The sequence below is a fragment of the Roseiflexus castenholzii DSM 13941 genome, assembly GCF_000017805.1.
GTDB classification, from domain to species: domain Bacteria; phylum Chloroflexota; class Chloroflexia; order Chloroflexales; family Roseiflexaceae; genus Roseiflexus; species Roseiflexus castenholzii.
The window spans coordinates 1,569,431-1,587,240 of record NC_009767.1; the positions used below are offsets into that span (position 1 = coordinate 1,569,431).

Annotated in this window: 13 protein-coding genes and 3 tRNA genes; 4 read left to right on the forward strand and 12 right to left on the reverse strand. The window is 60.9% G+C overall.

Features of this window, described 5'->3' with window-relative positions:
* Positions 1-24: 24 nt before the first annotated feature.
* The 7 genes from RCAS_RS06190 to RCAS_RS06220 all read right to left on the reverse strand — a co-directional run bounded on the left by RCAS_RS06190 (position 25) and on the right by RCAS_RS06220 (position 9,432).
* Positions 25-1,395: a C40 family peptidase gene (locus RCAS_RS06190; RefSeq protein ID WP_232280191.1), complete on the reverse strand. Its 1,371-nt coding sequence runs from the start codon at positions 1,393-1,395 to the stop codon at positions 25-27.
* 483 nt (positions 1,396-1,878) lie between these two features.
* Positions 1,879-2,592: a glycerophosphodiester phosphodiesterase gene (locus RCAS_RS06195; RefSeq protein ID WP_012119743.1), complete on the reverse strand. Its 714-nt coding sequence runs from the start codon at positions 2,590-2,592 to the stop codon at positions 1,879-1,881.
* Between the two features lie 69 nt (positions 2,593-2,661).
* Positions 2,662-3,204: a hypothetical protein gene (locus RCAS_RS06200; RefSeq protein ID WP_012119744.1), complete on the reverse strand. Its 543-nt coding sequence runs from the start codon at positions 3,202-3,204 to the stop codon at positions 2,662-2,664.
* Between the two features lie 356 nt (positions 3,205-3,560).
* Positions 3,561-3,645, reverse strand: a tRNA-Leu gene (locus RCAS_RS06205).
* A gap of 188 nt (positions 3,646-3,833) precedes the next feature.
* Positions 3,834-5,180 (reverse strand): phosphomannomutase/phosphoglucomutase, encoded by a 1,347-nt coding sequence (locus tag RCAS_RS06210; protein WP_012119745.1) that lies wholly within the window; start codon positions 5,178-5,180, stop codon positions 3,834-3,836.
* Positions 5,181-5,780: 600 nt separating this feature from the next.
* Positions 5,781-8,096, reverse strand: coding sequence for a RelA/SpoT family protein (locus RCAS_RS06215; protein ID WP_012119746.1), 2,316 nt, complete (start codon positions 8,094-8,096; stop codon positions 5,781-5,783).
* Between the two features lie 94 nt (positions 8,097-8,190).
* On the reverse strand, positions 8,191-9,432 hold the full coding sequence (locus tag RCAS_RS06220) for a L,D-transpeptidase (protein ID WP_012119747.1): 1,242 nt from the start codon (positions 9,430-9,432) through the stop codon (positions 8,191-8,193).
* 615 nt (positions 9,433-10,047) lie between these two features.
* Here RCAS_RS06220 and RCAS_RS23825 point away from each other — a divergent pair.
* Positions 10,048-10,542, forward strand: a complete 495-nt coding sequence (locus tag RCAS_RS23825; protein WP_012119748.1) for a PIN domain-containing protein — start codon at positions 10,048-10,050, stop codon at positions 10,540-10,542.
* On the opposite strand, the gene RCAS_RS06225 is transcribed toward RCAS_RS23825, so the two are convergent.
* Entirely contained in the window at positions 10,472-11,965 is a 1,494-nt protein-coding gene (locus tag RCAS_RS06225) for an aldehyde dehydrogenase family protein (RefSeq protein ID WP_012119749.1), read from the reverse strand. The two genes, RCAS_RS23825 and RCAS_RS06225, sit on opposite strands and share 71 nt — an antisense overlap.
* 266 nt (positions 11,966-12,231) lie before the next feature.
* On the opposite strand from RCAS_RS06225, the gene RCAS_RS06230 reads away from it, so the two are divergent.
* On the forward strand, positions 12,232-13,110 hold the full coding sequence (locus RCAS_RS06230; protein ID WP_012119750.1) for a class I SAM-dependent methyltransferase: 879 nt from the start codon (positions 12,232-12,234) through the stop codon (positions 13,108-13,110).
* Positions 13,111-13,165: 55 nt separating this feature from the next.
* On the opposite strand, the gene RCAS_RS06235 is transcribed toward RCAS_RS06230, so the two are convergent.
* Positions 13,166-14,365 carry an aspartate aminotransferase family protein gene (locus RCAS_RS06235; protein WP_012119751.1) on the reverse strand — a complete coding sequence of 400 codons (1,200 nt, stop codon included), beginning with the start codon at positions 14,363-14,365 and terminating at the stop codon, positions 13,166-13,168.
* A 160-nt stretch (positions 14,366-14,525) separates the two neighbouring features.
* On the opposite strand from RCAS_RS06235, the gene RCAS_RS24950 reads away from it, so the two are divergent.
* Positions 14,526-14,852 carry a hypothetical protein gene (locus RCAS_RS24950; RefSeq protein ID WP_157042570.1) on the forward strand — a complete coding sequence of 109 codons (327 nt, stop codon included), beginning with the start codon at positions 14,526-14,528 and terminating at the stop codon, positions 14,850-14,852.
* 53 nt (positions 14,853-14,905) lie between these two features.
* Here RCAS_RS24950 and RCAS_RS06240 read toward each other — a convergent pair whose 3' ends face one another.
* From RCAS_RS06240 to RCAS_RS06250, 3 genes are all read right to left on the reverse strand, one after another.
* The gene (locus RCAS_RS06240) at positions 14,906-16,717 is read right to left on the reverse strand and encodes a bifunctional metallophosphatase/5'-nucleotidase (protein WP_049768799.1); all 1,812 of its coding nucleotides are present in this window, start codon (positions 16,715-16,717) and stop codon (positions 14,906-14,908) included.
* Between the two features lie 143 nt (positions 16,718-16,860).
* Positions 16,861-16,936: transfer RNA gene (locus tag RCAS_RS06245), tRNA-Asp, on the reverse strand.
* Positions 16,937-16,946: 10 nt separating this feature from the next.
* A tRNA-Glu gene (locus tag RCAS_RS06250) sits at positions 16,947-17,023 on the reverse strand.
* 148 nt (positions 17,024-17,171) lie between these two features.
* On the opposite strand from RCAS_RS06250, the gene RCAS_RS06255 reads away from it, so the two are divergent.
* Entirely contained in the window at positions 17,172-17,774 is a 603-nt protein-coding gene (locus tag RCAS_RS06255) for an HAS-barrel domain-containing protein (RefSeq protein ID WP_012119754.1), read from the forward strand.
* The last annotated feature ends 36 nt before the right edge of the window (positions 17,775-17,810 follow it).

Consider the following 17,810-nt stretch of genomic DNA (forward strand, 5'->3'; position numbering starts at 1 on the left):
TGGCGACGACCATGGCAACGGCGTCTACCGGCGCACCCGGATAGCCCCGTAGTAGCGCGATGTCCAGTACGACCCCCAGATGCTCGACACCTGCACACCGTAGCGTGGCGTCATGGCATGCACCATGCGCCCGCCGCCGATGTAGAGAGCCACATGACTGATGCCGCGCCGCCCGCCGGTATTGCGGAAGAAGACCAGATCGCCGGGCGCCAGATTTTCCATCGGACCGACCGACGCTCCATACGCAGTATTGAACTGCGAAGCGGCGCTGCGCGGCAGATTGACGCCAAACTGTCGATAGACATAACTGGTGAACCCGCTACAGTCAAAGCCGGTCGCCGGGCTTGAGCCGCCCCAGCGATAGCGCGCCCCGACGAACTGTACGGCAAAACTGGCGATATCACCGCTGGCCGGAATATTCGCCAAACCGGCGCTCGCGCCGGGGCGACCGCCGCTCACCGGCAGCGCCGGGAAGTCGCGGCTGACCGGCACCCGCCGCAACACGTGCGCTGTGGTGCTGATCAGATCGCGAAACACCCAGGCCTTTGTGCCGTCGGGCAGCCGCACCCGCAGCCAATCCTTATGCTTGCCGATCAGATCGACCTGCACCCCCGCATCGATCCGACCGATCCGGTCGTAGCGCGAGTCGGGACCCTTGCGCAGGTTGACGCTATTTTCTGCAATAACACCCACCAGCGCCGGGTTCGGATCGGGAATGGTTTCGGCGACCAGCAATCGCTTGACGACCGAGGGATCAACATTCAGGAACTCCGCCTTCACCCACCCATCGAGTCCGCCAGGAGCGCCGATGTGGAACCAGTCCTGATAGATTTCGTACAATTCGACCTGCGTATGCTGTTGCAGGGTCGTCATCGACACATAATTCGTTCCGGGACCATCGCGCAACTGAAGACCGCTTTCGCGCACGGTTGCGATCTTGGGCGGCGGCGGCGGCGGGATGGCGCTCTCCTGCACTTCAAACAGTGTGTAGGACGCTGCCTCTGAGATAGCAAGCACCTCACCGGAAATCCAGTAGATCGGGCCATCAACCCGTTCACGGACCTGAAACCAGTCGCCATAGCGACCGATGACCTGCACCGGCGTCTCGCCGGAAATGCGCCCGACCGCATCATACTCCGTGCCGGGACCGTTCCGCAGAAAGGCGCGCTCGACCGCGACCGTCGCCGGGACGACGATCGGCGCCAGCGCTTCGCTTCGTGAAATAAGCGAAAGCGGCACCGGCAGGTCGGCGGTTTCTTCCAGCGGCGCATCGCCCACCGTGGCATCGAGGTCGATCGGCGTCAGCGGCACGGTGAACTCGCTCCCCTCCGCCGGAGCAGCCGGGGCCGGAGCGACTGGCGTCAACACCCCCGGACGCAACTGCGACAGCAGCATTGCGACGGGGAGAAGCAGCGCAACCAGCGCATGGAGAACAACGCGAGCCGGAAGACGGGCGAGAAGAGCAGAGGGGGAACTGAACCGGGCGGACCGAACCGTTTGCCATTGAGTTGCGAGTGCACGGGTGAGTGATGTTTGTTGTCTCCTCCGAGCGAGCGCGCGGCGCTGAAGCGACTCGAGGCTGTACGGGTCCGATGCCATACCTCGATGACTTTGCTCAATCATGGAGCATCTCCTGGCGGTATACCCTGCACCACGCACAGCACAGCAGCCGACTCCACAGAGCCGAGCCACAGTACCGTGGTGCAGAGCATATCGTTAGCGGATGACACGATGGGGCGAGTGTACCACAAGGTGTTAAAAATTGCAAACGAATGGTGCGCCATGCGGTACTACAATGGTATAGCAACATCGAGCGTCGGGCAGGCGCATACCTGCCGTCTACCGAATATAAACCAGAATGCGGATTACGTCAAGTTTTTATTCGGCAACGATCCGTCGCAGGACATCGGGAGTATCGGTAATGATGCCATCGACGCCCACCCTCAGGAAGCGCCGCATCTCATCGGGGTCATTGACCGTCCAGACATGGACACGATACCCGGCGCGGCGCACGATCGGCAGAACGTGGTCGAGCAACGGTATCTGACAGGCGGGATGCCAGGCGACTGCGCCAATCCGCTTGAGTTCCAGGAAGGGCCAGCTTTCGCGCAGACGCACATCGGGGCGAAATGTCGGGATACCCATCAGGAGGGCGCGCGGCAGATCGGGATCGATTGCCGCGATCTCTGCCAGCGCTTCGTCCCAGAACGAAGATATCAGTGTTTGATCGATCACCTGTTCATTGCGCAACAGGCGCACCACATCGGCGCCGATACCGCGCGCCTTCAATTCGACGTTCAGCTGCATCCCGCGTTCGCGAGCAAAGACGCATACCTCTGCAAGGGTCGCCACTCGCTCGCCGCCTATGTCGATCTGTTGCAGATCGGCGAGGGTGCAATGCGTCACGGGTCGTCCTTTCGTCTCCCATCGCGCGGTGGTATCATCGTGAAACACGACCAGTCCGCCATCGGCGGTGCGTTGGACATCGAGTTCACACATATCGGCGCCCTGCCGGGCGGCGAGTTCGAAGGCGCGCATGGTATTTTCCGGCGCATACGCCGATGCGCCGCGATGTGCGATCACCAGGGTCATGGCACGTCTCCTCCTGACAACAAAATCCCCGCCCCGAGCGGGGCGGGGAGCAGCGGTAGCGACCAGGGTTCAGCTCAATGCGCCGACGAGATGCTCTTCGATGGACATGGCGCCCGGTTCACGGGCAACGGCCGGCAACATCGGCGCCAGGATACGCTGCAATGCCATCACGTGTGCGCAGGTATGCCACACACGGAAGGTCGAACAATCACACAACCACCCGCTTGCATTCAGCGTCAGAACATGGTCATTGTTATTGCCACGGAAGCGCGCCCGCAGCGCCTGAATCTCAATTCGGTCCAGTTCGTGCGCATAACGACGCGACTTCTCGATCATGCTGATCAGTTCGGAATGGATAATAACCGGTCCCGGCTCACGCGCATCCGCCGACAGCATCGGCGCCAGCACCTTCTGTAACGTCATGACGTGGGCGCACACGCCGCGCAGGTGGAACACTTCGCAGTCGCACGTCCAACGACCATCGACGAGCCGCACACGGTGATCATTATTGCCGCCGTGAAAACGAACCGTGATCTCGTCGAGAGCGATGCGCTCCGGTTCCTCCGCGTAACGCCGGGCTTTTTCGATCTTCCCGATCAGATCCGAGTGCATATCCCGCCTCCTCGTCTAGTTCTTGCAGGCGCGCCGTGGATGCGTCGCCTGTCTTCCGCGCCTTTGGATAAAAACTGAAGCGGCACAGATTGATACACCTCTGTGCCGCTTCACGCTGTTCCGTATTCAGTTGGCGCTTCGCTTCGCATGGCCGTCAGTCCTCGTGGACGCTGCGCCATAATTCACAATCTTAATCGATTGTTAGCATTATAGAGGGTTCATCAGGGAGAGTCAAGCATCGCCATCCTGCGCCGAGAAACGACGATTTCGGCATTCGAACGCCATGAAGCGCCGGAATGCACCTGTGCCATCGTTGCCTCACCCGCACAGGTTGTTGAATCTCAACCAATTCCAGATGGTGGGGACGGAGGGACTCGAACCCTCACGGATTGCTCCACAAGTTCCTAAGACTTGCGCGTCTGCCGATTCCGCCACGTCCCCCTGGTCCATTGTAGCAATGATCGATGCAGGATGCAAACGAACAACGCATCGATGGCGTCGTCACAACTCGACGGCGAGTGCAACTCCCGCTGCCGCTCACCCGGTCATGATGCCTCCAGACGGCGTAAGGGCGGGATCAGACCTGCCCTTCCGCCCCGTCGTCCTCCGGGTCGCTTTCACGCTCCTGCTCACCCGCGAATAATCGCCAGAACCTCATCGCGGCGGCGTTCCATCTCTTCGCGGGTCGTGGCTTCCAGATTCAGGCGAATGAGCGGTTCGGTATTCGAGGCGCGCACATTCATGTGCCATGTTGGGTACGTCACCGAGATGCCGTCGATCCACTCAATAACCCCGTCAGCATAGGCGCTCGCCAGCGCTTCGAGGCGTTCCTTGGGGTTAGCGACCGTTGAATTGATCTCGCCGGAGATGAAATATTTTTCCTCCAGCGGCTTCAGCAGCGCCGAGAGCGACTGACCGCCGCTCGCCAGCATCTCCATCACAAAGAGCGATGGGATAATCCCCGAATCGGCGAAGTTGAAATCACGGAAATAATAGTGCCCGGAGACTTCACCGCCGAAGAGTGCGTTTTCATTTGCCATACGACGTTTGATGAAGGCATGCCCGACGCGCTCGATCAGCGGAATGCCGCCGGCTGCGCTGATCAGATCGCGCACTGCCCACGATGCGCGCACATCATAGACGATTTTGCTGCCTGGCGCGCGCTGGAGCAGGTATCGTCCGAGGAGCGCTGTCAGAAAATCGCCCGACACAAAGCGCCCTCGGTCGTCGATGACGAAGAAGCGGTCGCCGTCGCCATCGAAGGCAAACCCTGCATCCGCACCTTCCTCAACGACGCGCCGCTCGAGTTCAGCGCGGTTCTCCGCCATGAGCGGGTCGAGTCCATGGTTGGGCAGGTTGCCGTCCGGTTCCAGATACATGCCGATGAAATGAAGCGGCAGGCGCTCGTAAATGCGCTGAAGAATAGGTCCAACGGTCCCGTTGCCGGTGTCGGCGACGATGTTGAGACGACGGCGGTTCAGCGTTTCGATGTCGATCAAACCAAGGACGAACTCCACAAACTCGTCCGACAGATCGAGCGTGCGCATACTGCCGGTGCGCGTCGTTGGGGCATAGGCGTCGCTTTCGACAATCCGCCGTAAATCCTGGATGCCTTCGGCGCCGCTGAGCAGGTAGGGCATCTGACGCACCATCTTGAATCCGTTGTACTGCTTCGGGTTGTGCGACGCCGTGACCATCATCCCCGGCAAGCCGAGGCGAGTGCAGGCGAAATAGTACTGGTCGGTGCTCACCAGTCCAATATTCACCACATCAGCGCCCTGGTCCATAATGCCGCGTGTCACCGCGCTGAAGATGGCTGGTCCCGATAGCCGCATATCATGCCCAACGATGACCTCACGCGCTCCCAGGAACGTTACAAATGCGCGCCCGATGGCGTAGGCGCCCTCTTCGTTCAACTCCGTCGGATAGATGCCACGGATGTCGTATGCCTTAAAGATACCAGGCGTGATCTGCACACTCCCCCTCCTTATCTATTGCGGTTTCCGCGCGAACATATGTGCCTGATAACCTGCGCGTAACGAAACTTCTCTCCTGACGTAACCGGAACCAGGGGTCTGGTCATCCCTGACGCTCAAAATGGACGATGCAACACAAGGGCGCACCAGACGAAGCCTGCCCGCGCGACAGAAGGACATAGGGATTATACGAATTACCTGTGACCATCCGGCATGGTCACCCCGAGCAGCGCGAGGGGTCGTGCGCGACCCGCTTCGATTCCTCGCTGCGTTTACCCTGAGCGAAGCGAAGGGCTCGGAATGACACGCATGCGGCATCGTCAATCGTCATTGGGATTATACCAGCGATCCCGCCGATCCCGCGCATTGTTGCGGGTTGGGGGATCGGCGCGCTCAGGACGACAGTTGTGACCATCCGGCATGGTCACCCCGAGCCGCGCGAGGGGTCGTGCGCGACCCGCTCAGATTCCTCGCTGCGTTTACCCTGAGCGAAGCGAAGGGCTCGGAATGACACGCATGCGGCATCTTCAATCGTCATTGGTATTATATCAGCGATCCCGCCGATCCCGCGCATTGTTGCGGGTTGGGGGATCGGCGCGCTCAGGACGACAGGATGGTGTTCTGTTCACGCCGCGCTTCGATGACATCGGGAAGGCGGTTGAGTTTATCGAGGATAGAAGTCAGTTGCGCGATGCTTTGAATGCGGAGGGTGACAGCCAGCACCGCGCGACCGGGCCGACGGGTTGGCACCTGTTCGACTGCATCAATATTAATGCCAGCATCGGCTATGGCGCCAGACACATCGCGCCATAGCCCAACGCGATCCCAGGCTTCAATCCGCACCGGCACGGGGTACCACTGTTTCGGCGCGCCCGCGCCCCAGGTCACTTCCACAAGCCGCGCCCGGTCACGTTCATTCAGAATGGTTCGGCAATCAGCACGATGCACCGTCACCCCCTTCCCGCGCGTGACGAAGCCAACGATTGGCTCGCCAACCACTGGGTTGCAGCAACGCGCCAGGCGTGTCGGCACCTGCGTATTTTCAATGCCGCGCACGCGAATGATGCTGGTTTCGGCGGCGCGTTCAGCCGGCGGCGCCACCTGTGGAATGTCGGCCAGGTCATCGGCGCCGACCGGCGTCCGATGGCTGAGGATTTTCTGCGCCACCTGGCGCGCCGTAATGTCGCCGCTGCCGATCTGAGCAAACACATCATCAATCGATTTGAGACCGGTGATCGCAACGATTTCCTCAAACGGCACCGACAGACCAAGGCGTTTCAGTTCTTTTTCGAGCAGTTCACGTCCGGCAGCGATATTTTCCGTCCGGTCGAGGCGCTTGAAGTAACGGCGGATGTGATTGCGCGCGCCGCTGGTCTTGACGAAGTTGAGCCAGTCGCGACTCGGACCGCGCGGCGTCTTTGAGGTCATGATATGGACGATTTCGCCATTCCGCAATTGATAATCGAGCGGGACGATCCGATTGTTCACTTTTGCGCCGACACAACTATGCCCGACGTCGGAGTGGATGCGGTATGCGAAATCGACCGGCGTCGCCCCCACCGGAAGATCGATAATCTTCCCCTTGGGCGTGAACACATACACCTGTTCTTCGAGCACATCGGTTTTGAACGAATCGACGAACTCGTGCGCATCGGTCAGATCGCGTCGCCACTCAATCAAGCCGCGCAACCATGCCAGTTTGCTCTCGAACGACGCATCGATGCGCCCAAATCCTTCTTTGTAGCGCCAGTGTGCTGCAATACCACGTTCAGCGATTTCGTGCATCTCGTGCGTGCGAATCTGAATCTCACACGGCTGCCCTCCCGGTATCAGCACAGTGGTGTGAAGCGACTGATACATGCTTTCTTTTGGCATGGCGATGTAATCGTCGAACTCGCCGGGAACGGGAGGCCATGTCGCATGCACCAGACCGAGCACGCGATAACAGTCGGCAACTGTATCGACAATCACGCGCACGGCGAGCTGGTCGTAGATCTGGTCGAGGCTGACGCCTTTGCGCTCCATCTTGCGATAGATGGAGTAGATATGTTTGGGACGACCGGTAATATCCGCCTTAATCCCCTCTTTTTCGAGGACCTGGCGCAGGCGTTGGATCACGCGATGAATGAGGCGTTCGCGCGCATCGCGGCGCAGCGCCAGTTGCCGACTGATCTCCTGATACTTTGCGGGATTGAGCACGGCGAACGCGCGGTCTTCGAGTTCCCACTTGATCTGCCAGATGCCGAGGCGATGCGCTAAAGGCGCATAGATTTCGAGGGTTTCGCGCGCCATGCGCTTCTGCCGCTCTTCGGAGAGCGAACTGATGGTGCGCATGTTGTGGAGGCGGTCCGCCAGTTTGACCAGCACCACGCGCGGGTCGTCCGCCATGGCGATGAACATCTTGCGATAGGTGCCGACCTGCGCCTCCTCACGCGTGCGCGCCTCGAGCGCCGAAAGTTTCGTCACGCCATCGACGAGGTTCGCAATCTCCGCGCCGAACAGCGCTATCAGTTGTTCTTTTGTGACCAGCGTATCTTCGAGGACATCGTGGAGCAACGCAGCGGCGACCGAAGCGGCGTCGAGTTGCAAGTCGATCAGGATGTGGGCGACAGCAACCGGATGATCAATGTACGGCTCACCTGAGTCGCGTTGTTGTTTACTGTGCGCTTCACAGGCAATGGCATACGCATTGCGCACCAATTCCTCGCTGCGCGCTATCTGTTCCGCGCTGCTCTTCGCCTGGCGCTGATAGATCGTGAGCCGCGCGACGAGTTCATCGGCAACCGGGCTATGCGCAAACTCAGGATTGGGACGCAGCGCAGATTGCGGCGCGGCACTGGTACGGCGCGTTGAACGAACAGAGGAGTCGGTGGCGACATTGCCACTGCTCACCGCGAGTGTTGCTGGTGAGTCCATAGTGCTGCCCTGCGACGCGGCGGCAGAGGGCCGACGGGATAGTGTCAGTCAGAGTAGCACGAAGGAGAAGGGTTGTCAAGAAAAATTCGTGCTTTCAGTCAATAATATCCACCCGGGTTCCAATGTCCGTCCAGCGATACAGCCATTCCGCGTCATCGATATTCAGGTTGATACACCCGTGCGACATACGCACCCCTGTGCCCCAGGCGTCGTGCCAGTAGGTGCCGTGGAGCGCCACGCCGCCAACCACATACTGCACCCATGGAATATCGGGCACATACCACGACTCGCCGCCCGCCGAGCCGGTCATCGTTTGTATCGGCAGTTTGGAGTACACGGCGAATGTTCCAACCGGCGTATTGAAACCGTCGCGTCCGGTTGCAACCGGGGCGCGATAGACCGGCGCCTCCCCCTCGAATGCCGTCAGCATCTGCGTTGAGAGATTTACCTCAATGCGTCGCTCGAATAATGCAGATGACCAGACCGGCGCGCCGGGCATCGGACCGGTTGACTGCGGCGTGTGTCCCCGGCGTTGCATCGCCTGCCGTCCCAGATCGGTCAACTGGACTTCGTAGAGTCCGGCGAGCATAATCCCGTTTGCCCGTTCCATCTGGCGATAGAACGCCGGAAGTTTCTCTGGGTGGTACTCGAAGCGCGCGCGCTCGAAATACTGCGTGATGCGCACCTGTCCGTCAATCGGGCTGATTTCCTCGAACGGTTCGCTGATCGGGTAGCCAAAGATGCGCAACCCGCCGCGCTTCTGCCAGAACTTCAGAAACTTGCCGCCAAGCGTCTGACGTGTTTCGGGAAAGTAGATCCGCCCCTGCGTCGGCTGTCCATCGGGAAAATCGTACCCCTGGGTCAGTTCGTTGCCAAGGAGCGACAACATCACCTGGTAGTCAGTTCCCAGATGTTCGGGATGGTACTCAAAGCGGGCGCGCTCGAAATACTGGACGATCCGCCCATCTTCGACCATTTCGCCGCTGATCGGATACCCGAAAATCAGATCGCCGCCGTTCCTGCGCCAGAAGCTCAGGAATCCGGTGCGGTCGCTGATGTGAAAGCCGGAGGACGCGAAATACATGTTTTGCACGGCCGGCAGTGGAACCGCATCCTGCCCGCTCTGTTGCTGCATCTGTTCGATGCGTTGCGCGCGTTCGGCAGCGCGCGCGGCGGCGACGATCGCCTGCGCTTCGGATGGCGTCATTGGCGGCGCAAAATCGGCGACTGTGGGGCGCTGCCGCGCGCGCAGTTCGGCAGGCGCCACAAGCGCCAGCGTCGTCAGCGCCACGATGCCGATCATTGTGAGCGGTGCATACCAGGGGCGAGAAGTCATGGCGCGCCTCGATGTCATCAGCGCAGGACGTTGTATCACTCTCATTATACCTCTTTTGGGGTGTATCGGAGGTTACGATATGGTGAAAGACGCGCTATCGCTGTTTTGGGCGCCGCCAAAGGGTGCATGGCTGAGGGGCAGGAGCGGGATCGGGAGGCGGAAATCGCGCTTTTCTGACCTTGTCTTGCAAAAAGTAAACATATCTTGTTTACTTCAGAAACGTCTGATTTTCTGGAGAATGCCTGTGCAAACGACGGTAACGAAACGAGGTCAGACCGTCATTCCCGCTGCCATCCGCAAACGGTATCAGAATTCAAGAGGGTGATTATCTGGTCTGGATTGACGATGGCGAAAGCTACCAATGACGGTTGACGATGCCGCATGCGTGTCATTCCGAGCCCTTCGCTTCGCTCAGGGTAAACGCAGCGAGGAATCGAAGCGGGTCGCGCACGACCCCTCGCGCTGCTCGGGGTGACCATGCCGGATGGTCACGGGTAATTGGCAGCATCCGCGTGATTCCGGTCGCGCACGATCCGATCCGTCTTCTACGCGGGAGCGGACGGGGCGAACGCCTGGTGGAACGACTCCTGGCAGCGCGACAGGCGGATCGGTGCCGTGAGTGATCAACAGTATCTTCTGGATACCTTAGCGTTCTTCACCCTCATCGAGAATGAAGCAGGTGCGGCGCGTGTGGAAGAAGCCTTACGCACCTGCTCCGTGATGATCTTATGGGTGAGTTTGCTTGAAGTCGCATCTATGACGCAACAAGAGCAGAGCATTGCAGAAGCGGAGCGCCGCTATGCCTTCATAAGGGCGCTCCCCGTTACGCTGGCATGGCAGATCGAAGAGTCCACGCTGCTGACGGCTGCACGCTTGAAAGCCGCGTACCGCCTATCACTGGCAGACGCACTCATTGCCGCCTATGCGATACGGGCGAACGCACTCCTGCTTCATAAAGACCCCGAGTTCGAGACGTTGTCCGCTCAGGTTCGGCTGGAAGCGTCGCCTGACAGGGCGACATACGTTTGCATCACTTCCATCAATAATTATCAATCTGCGCACGCTGGAGCGTGCCCGAAAAATCGACGTAGATCGATTTCCACTCGCTGAAGACGTCGAGCACCTGAATGCCGCCTTCGCGGTGCCCATTGCCGGTGCCTTTGGTGCCGCCGAAGGGGAGATGGATTTCCGCGCCAATCGTTGGCGCATTCACGTACACGATGCCGGTGTACAGGTCGCGCATAGCGCGAAATGCGGCATTCACGTCGCGGGTGTAGATCGCAGACGACAATCCATACGGCACGTCGTTGGCGACATCAATCGCCTCTTCCAGGCTATCGACTGTGATGATCGACAGCACCGGACCGAAAATCTCTTCCTGGGCAATACGCATGTGACGCTGCACATCGGCAAAGATCGTCGGCTGATGGAAGAACCCATAGGCGTAATCGCCATCTCGCAGCGTCCGCCCGCCGACAACCAGCCGCGCCCCTTCGCTCGCACCAATTTCGACGTAGCGCTGCACCGTTTCGAGCTGGCTCTGGTTGATCGATGGTCCCATCTCGACGGTTTCATCAAGCCCGTTGCCGATCTTCAGTCGCTCAGCGCGATCCGCCAGGCGCTCGGTCAGTTCGCCCACAATGGCGCGGTGGGCGATCAGCCGCGAGGTGGCGGTGCAGCGCTGACCGGTCGTGCCGAAGGCGCCCCAGATCGCGCCATCGACGACCAGGTCGAGGTTGGCGTCGTCCATCACAATCATCGGGTTTTTGCCGCCCATCTCCAGCGAGACGTGTTTCATCCCCTCGGCCCCGACGCGCGCGACTTTGCTGCCGATCTCGGTCGAACCGGTAAAGGAAATGACTTGTACATCGGGATGGCGAATCAGCGGCTCGCCAACGCGACTTCCGCTGCCGGTGACGATGTTGATCACGCCGTCGGGAATGCCGGCGTCGAGCAGGCATTGGACCAGGTTGTACACCGACAGCGGCGTGTCGGAGGCGGGTTTGATGACCACCGTGTTGCCAACGATCAGTGCTGGCAGGATCTTCCAGGACGGAATCGCCATCGGGAAGTTCCATGGCGTGATCAGCCCGCAGACGCCGACCGGCTGGCGTACCGACATCTGGAACTTGTTTGGCATTTCGGAGGGGGTTGTCTGGCCATAGAGGCGCCGCCCTTCACCCGCCATAAAGAAGCACATGTCGATGGCTTCCTGCACATCACCGCGTGTTTCCTTGAGCACCTTGCCCATCTCGCGAGTCATGTCACGGGCGTACTGCTCTTTGCGCTCAACGAGCAGCTGCGCGGCTTTGAACAGGATTTCGCCACGCTTCGGCGCGGGAACCAGCCGCCAGTAACGGTATGCCCGCTTCGCCGCCTCGACCGCCGCCTGTACGTCGCGCTCATCACTGTCCTGGAAAATGCCGATAATCTCGCGCGTGTCCGCCGGGTTGCGGTTCTCGAACGTTCGTCCGCTTGCGGAGTCGACAAACTTGCCGCCGATCAGGTTCTGGTATACTGGAGGAGTTGACATATGCGTTCTCCTTCGAACTGCGAGCGCGGCGATGATGCGGAGCGACCGCGCTCGGTTGCCCTGCGGATGCTGCTGAACCGGTGCGATTATAGCACGGGTTGCCCGCCTGCGCAGGCCAGACCGGGTTCGAACGGGTTGTCAAGACTATCAACCCGCAGCATCGGGCAGGCGGTGCTGACGCGCCGCGTAATGACCGCAGTGCAGGGTGCAGCGAGACGCGCCGCTATGTGCTCCGCTGTTGTATGAGGTGAAGGAGGTGATTCCCAATGCGCAAAGATTTGCACGACATCAACCGACGCGCCTGGAATGAGGCGACGAAGGCGCACAATAGCCACAAAGCCGATCAGGCGCGATTTCTGCGCGACGGCGGTAGCACACTGTTCCCTGAAGAGTTGGAATTGTTGGGGGACGTGCGTGGGAAGCGTCTCTTGCATCTCCAGTGCAATGCAGGGCAGGATACGCTGAGCCTGGCGCAGATCGGCGCGCATGTCACCGGGGTTGACATCAGCGACGAAGCGATCGATTTTGCCCGTCGTCTGTCGCGCGAGTCCGGCATTCCGGCGACGTTCTACCGCGCCGATGTGTACGACTGGCTCGACGAAGCCGCCCAACGCGGCGAGTCGTTCGATATCGTTTTCAGTTCGTATGGTTTTCTGGTCTGGCTTTCGGACCTGCGCGCATGGGCGCGTGGGATCGCAGCGGTGCTCGCGCCTGCCGGACGCTTCGTGATGATCGAGTTTCACCCATTTCTGGCGATACTCGACGATCAGGGACACGCCGTTGCTCACAGTTACGGCGGCGGTCGGCTCTGGTCGCTCGATGAGGGAATCGGCGACTATGTGGCGTGGGCAGGTGCGGCGCTGACGCCATCCGGGTATCTGGAAGGGGTGCAGAACTTTCGCAACCCGCACCCATCGTATGAGTTCCTGTGGGGGGTGGGAGACCTGGTATCGGCGTTGCTGGACGCCGGTTTGCGCCTGGAGACGTTGCGCGAGTACCCGTATGCCAACGGCTTCCCCGCATTCGAGGGGACGGTGGCGCTGCCCGGCGGTCGTTTTGCGCCGCCGCCGGATCGCCCGGTCATCCCAATGATGCTGGGAGTGACCGCACGCAAGGATGGCGCTGACGACAACGAAAGGCGCTGATCGCTCTATCAGCGCGGATGTGACCATCCGAATCGCCAGGTTTACGGATCGGCGTTCAGCGCACTGCATCAAGCGCGCGTGTCAGTTTTTCGACCGCTTCGTCCACCTGCGCACGGGTGAGGATCAGAGGCGGCACAAGGCGCAACACATCGTCGCCGGCTGTGGCGATCAGCAGTCCTTCACCGTGCGCCGCCTCGCGCACCGCACCGGCGGGACCGCCGATAACGACGCCACGCATTAGACCGCGCCCGCGCACTTCCAGCACAATGCCGGGATGGGCAGCCTTCAGGTCGTTCAGCGCCTCGCCAAGGTAGTCGCCGACTTCGCGCACGTGCGCGAGGAAGGTTGGATTGGCAATTTTGTGGAACACGGTGCGCGCAACCGTTGTGACGAACGGACCGCCGCCGAACGTCGTGCCGTGATCGCCGACGTGGATCGTCTGCGCAACCTTCTGGCGCATAAGGATTGCACCAATCGGCAGACCGCCCCCGAGTGGTTTGGCAATCGTCATGATGTCAGGTGTAATGCCGTATGGTTCGTGCGCCCACAGGGCGCCGGTGCGTCCGATGCCGCACTGGATTTCGTCGAAGATCAGGAGCGCATCGACCGCATTGCACCGTTCGCGTAGTGTATGCAGAAACTCCGGCGTCGCCACGCTGAGACCGCCTTCGCCCTGCACCGGCTCGATGATGACACCGCACACATCGTCGGTAATAGCAGCGGCGGCAGCGGCGCTATCGTTGAAGGGAACGAAGCGCGCTCCTGGCATCACCGGTTCGAATGGTTGGCGATACTTCTCGCGTGCTGTGACCGCCACTGCACCCATCGTGCGCCCGTGGAATGAACCGGTGAATGCGACGATGGTTGTTTTGCTCTCGCCGTGGATGTCGCGCGCATAGCGGCGGCTGAATTTGAGCGCGCCTTCGACGGCTTCCGCGCCACTGTTGCAGAAGAACGCCCGATCCGCCCAAGGCGTATGCTCGACCAGGGTCTGCGCCAATTCGACGGCAGGACGTGAATGGTACAGGTTTGACAGGTGAATGATGCCGTCGGCATGCTCCCTGATGACGCGCGCCACATCGGGATCGCCATAGCCGAGCGCATTGACGGCGATGCCTGCCACACAATCGAGATACCGGCGACCCTCGCTATCGTAGAGGTAGCACCCTGCACCCCGTTCGATCACGAAGCCTGGTCGGGCATAGGTTTGCAGCAGATAACGCTGTTCGGCGGCGATGATGTCAGCGGTAGTCATAATCGTTCCTTGTGTAAGAGTCGAGAGCCGAGAACCGAGAACTGAGAACCAGGACCTGGGGGTCAGGGGGTAGGTCGCCGGATTTAATCTGTGCTGATTCTCCGGCCACCTTCAACCTTACCGCTCTGCCTCTTTCCTGCCTGTAATGGACAACCGGCGCGTGTGGGCGCGCATCGTGGGCGCGTCGCAGCGCCCCGACCGACGACGGGTGGACGTGAGCGCGCCGCAGCGCCCCGACCGACGGGTGGGCGTGGACGTGGGCGCGCCGCAGCGCCCCGACCGACGGGTGGGCGTGGACGTGAGCGCGCCGCAGCGCCCCGACCGACGACGGGTGGACGTGAGCGCGCCCCGACCGACGGGTGGGCGTGGACGTGGGCGCGCCGCAGCGCCTCGACCGACGACGGGTGGACGTGAGCGCGCCCCGACCGACGGGTGGGCGTGGACGTGGGCGCGCCGCAGCGCCTCGACCGACGACGGGTGGACGTGAGCGCGCCCCGACCGACGGGTGGGCGTGGACGTGGGCGCGCCGCAGGCGCGCCCCTACTGGTTGACGGTGACGGGTTCGTGTTCATCGGCGGTTGCCATGCGCGCAGCGCGCTCACGCAGCCGTAGACCGCCGCCAATCGCTCCGGCTGCCGCCAGAGCCAGCAACCACGCGGGCAACGACTCGCCGCCGGTGCGCGGCAACGCCACCGGCATTTCGGCTGGCGCCGGGGCTGACGCGGCTGCGCCTGGCAGCGTGCCATTCTGCACGATGCGCCCTTCGACCTGCGGACTGACGGGCGAACGCGCCTGGAGGTATTCCACCAGCACATCGGCATCGAGAAAGCCGGTGTCCACCCTGTTCGTTCCCTGCTGCAACACACTGTAGCCGTCTCCGCCGCCAGCGATAAAGTTGTTGACGACCACGCGGTATGTCGCGTTCGGATTGATAGCCACAAACCCGCCTCTTCCATCAGAGACCTGAATGCCGGTAATGCGGCTCCCGGCTGGCGCCGAAGCGTTCCAACTATAACGCATACCGCTGACCTGCGGAAAGCGCCCGGCGGACTGTTCCACCTGACTGACGCCATTCTCCAGCGCTGCCTTGACCTGATCGCCGGTAAGGGTCAGCAGCACAAGGGTGTTGCCGAATGGCATGACTTCGAGCACCTGACCAAGGGTGATGCGTCCTTCAGGTATGCTGGTGCGGATACCACCGCCGTTCATAATGGCCAACTGCGCGCCGGCCGGCGCCGTCTTCGCCAGCATCGAATCGGCGATCAGGTTCCCCAGGTTGGTTTCCTTCGAGCGGACATCGGCGCGAGCGCCATTGAGCGCCACGCGCGCTTCGCCAACTGGTGTCGCGCGCAGTTGATCCAGAGGACCTTTGAAGGTTCTGATCCGGTTCTCGAAACCGCCATCAGGATTGATCGCGGGCAACACTTCGGTGGGGCGCCCTGCAACCACGCGCGTAATGTCGCCGTTGGCGTCGAAGCCAATCGTCAGGTCGCCAAGCCAGCGCCCCCACTCCCAATCGTGCGCCACGATCACCGGCTTGCGCGAGGGTGAGGCAATGACTTCGGGGTAGGGTCGATCAGGTGATTGCGGATTGACCATCGGACCCATCGGCGTGTGGCTGTGCCCGCCAATGATGACCGACAAACCATCGACACGCCGCGCCAGTTCACGGTCTGCCTGAATGCCGACGTGGGTCAGCGCAATGATCTTGTTGACTCCATCGCGGCGCAGCGACTCAACCCCCAGGCGCACTGCATCGATATAGTTGGTGAACCTGACGCCAGGACCGGAATTGCTGAGCACCGGCGTGTCTTCGGTGGTCACGCCAATGATACCGATGGGTTGACCACCGACCCAGACGACGACCCACGGCTTAATGAGACCAAAGAGCGGCGACGAGCGATCGACCTGAATATTGGCGCTGAGCAGCGGGAAAGTTGCGCCGCGCGCAAAATCCGCCAGCGGCGCCTGCCCGATGTCGAACTCGTGGTTGCCAATCGCCATGGCATCGTACTTGAGTGCATTGTAGAACTCAAGGTCTGCCAGCCCGCGGTACTGGTTGAAGTAGAGCGTGCCCTGAAACACATCGCCAGCGTCGAGTAGCAACTGATTGCCGCCTTCGTTTCGAATGGCATCGATCAGCGTCTTACGCCGCGAAACGCCGCCATGGACGGGGTTGGCGCCACTGAACACCGGCTCGATGCGTGCGTGATGATCGTTCGTGTGGACAATGCGCAGCGTGTAGACCTCTGGACCGGCGCCGTGCACCGTCAGCGCCGTCGCCAGGTAGGCGATTGTTCCCGATCCAACCGCCATCGTCTTCACAAACGTGCGCCGCGAGATCGTGGGCATGGACATATCCTTTCTCCTCTTTCCTTCTCACATCGGCTGCTGATAGCAGAAAACGGAGCGAGCGTACTATACCATATTCTGAAAGAGTGACGTGCAGAGGAATCAAAAAGGCTCACGACTGTGAGCCTTTTTGCCGCCGTGATTGGCGGGCCCGACGGGATTCGAACCCGCGCTCTGAGCCTTGACAGGGCTCCATGTTAACCGCTACACCACGGGCCCGTATGATTTGTGGTGACCCCAGCGGGATTCGAACCCGCGATCTCCACCTTGAGAGGGTGGCGTCCTAGGCCGCTAGACGATGGGGCCTGATCTTTCCGTCGGCCCGAACTCCTCGCGGCCCCGACTGACGATATTATACCAGCACTTGCCGAACCTTGCAAGTTGACATGGGCGTGGGGTGGGCATATACTGCCTGGCAGCGTGAAACCTCCTGTACCCGAGGAGGAGCGGAAAAATGCCGGTGCGTATTGCAGAAGTGATTGAGGCGACCAGCACAAAATTCACGGCAGGCGCTTACGAGTTGCTGAAGGCGCCACCGTTCGGTGCGCTGGTGCGCGCACAGGCACGTGATGACTCAATGGCAATCTACGGTCTGGTCTACGACATTCGCACCGGCAGCCGCGATTTTGGCGCGCGCGCGGTCGTGCGCGGGAGGACGTATGCCGGGCGCGCGGTGTACGACGCTGAGATTTACCGCGAGCATCCCGACCTTGCGGAAGTGTTACAGACCGAGTTTTCTGCGGTGATTGTCGGTTTTGTGGAGCATGGTGAAATCCGTCAGTTTTTGCCGCCGCAACCGCCGCCGGTGCATTATAGCGTCTACGAGTGTGATGCCGATGAGGTGACGCGCTTCAATCAGGCGGTTGATTATTTCCGCACCGTGCTGTTTACGCCACAGATACCCGGCGATGAGGCGCTAGCAGCGGCTCTTCGTATTGCAGCCCGCGTCTCTGGCGATGCACACGCCTTTCTGGTGCGCGCCGGGCGCGAAATCGCTTCGCTCCTCAGCGATGACTACGACCGTCTGACGGCGATCCTGCGCCGACTCCGCTCCTGATGGCGCAGGATCGCCTGCGGAACAAAGATTTGGACG

What these genes read in the sequence shown, in the direction of transcription:
- RCAS_RS06195 (WP_012119743.1), bottom strand. Translation starts at nt 2,592, where the DNA reads ATGACCCTGGTGATCGCACATCGCGGCGCATCGGCGTATGCGCCGGAA.
- RCAS_RS06230 (WP_012119750.1), top strand. Translation starts at nt 12,232, where the DNA reads ATGCGCAAAGATTTGCACGACATCAACCGACGCGCCTGGAATGAGGCG.
- RCAS_RS06240 (WP_049768799.1), bottom strand. Translation starts at nt 16,717, where the DNA reads ATGCCCACGATCTCGCGGCGCACGTTTGTGAAGACGATGGCGGTTGGA.
- RCAS_RS06190 (WP_232280191.1), bottom strand. Translation starts at nt 1,395, where the DNA reads ATGCTGCTGTCGCAGTTGCGTCCGGGGGTGTTGACGCCAGTCGCTCCG.
- RCAS_RS06255 (WP_012119754.1), top strand. Translation starts at nt 17,172, where the DNA reads ATGCCGGTGCGTATTGCAGAAGTGATTGAGGCGACCAGCACAAAATTC.
- RCAS_RS06200 (WP_012119744.1), bottom strand. Translation starts at nt 3,204, where the DNA reads ATGCACTCGGATCTGATCGGGAAGATCGAAAAAGCCCGGCGTTACGCG.
- RCAS_RS06215 (WP_012119746.1), bottom strand. Translation starts at nt 8,096, where the DNA reads ATGGACTCACCAGCAACACTCGCGGTGAGCAGTGGCAATGTCGCCACC.
- RCAS_RS06225 (WP_012119749.1), bottom strand. Translation starts at nt 11,965, where the DNA reads ATGTCAACTCCTCCAGTATACCAGAACCTGATCGGCGGCAAGTTTGTC.
- RCAS_RS06220 (WP_012119747.1), bottom strand. Translation starts at nt 9,432, where the DNA reads ATGACTTCTCGCCCCTGGTATGCACCGCTCACAATGATCGGCATCGTG.
- RCAS_RS06235 (WP_012119751.1), bottom strand. Translation starts at nt 14,365, where the DNA reads ATGACTACCGCTGACATCATCGCCGCCGAACAGCGTTATCTGCTGCAA.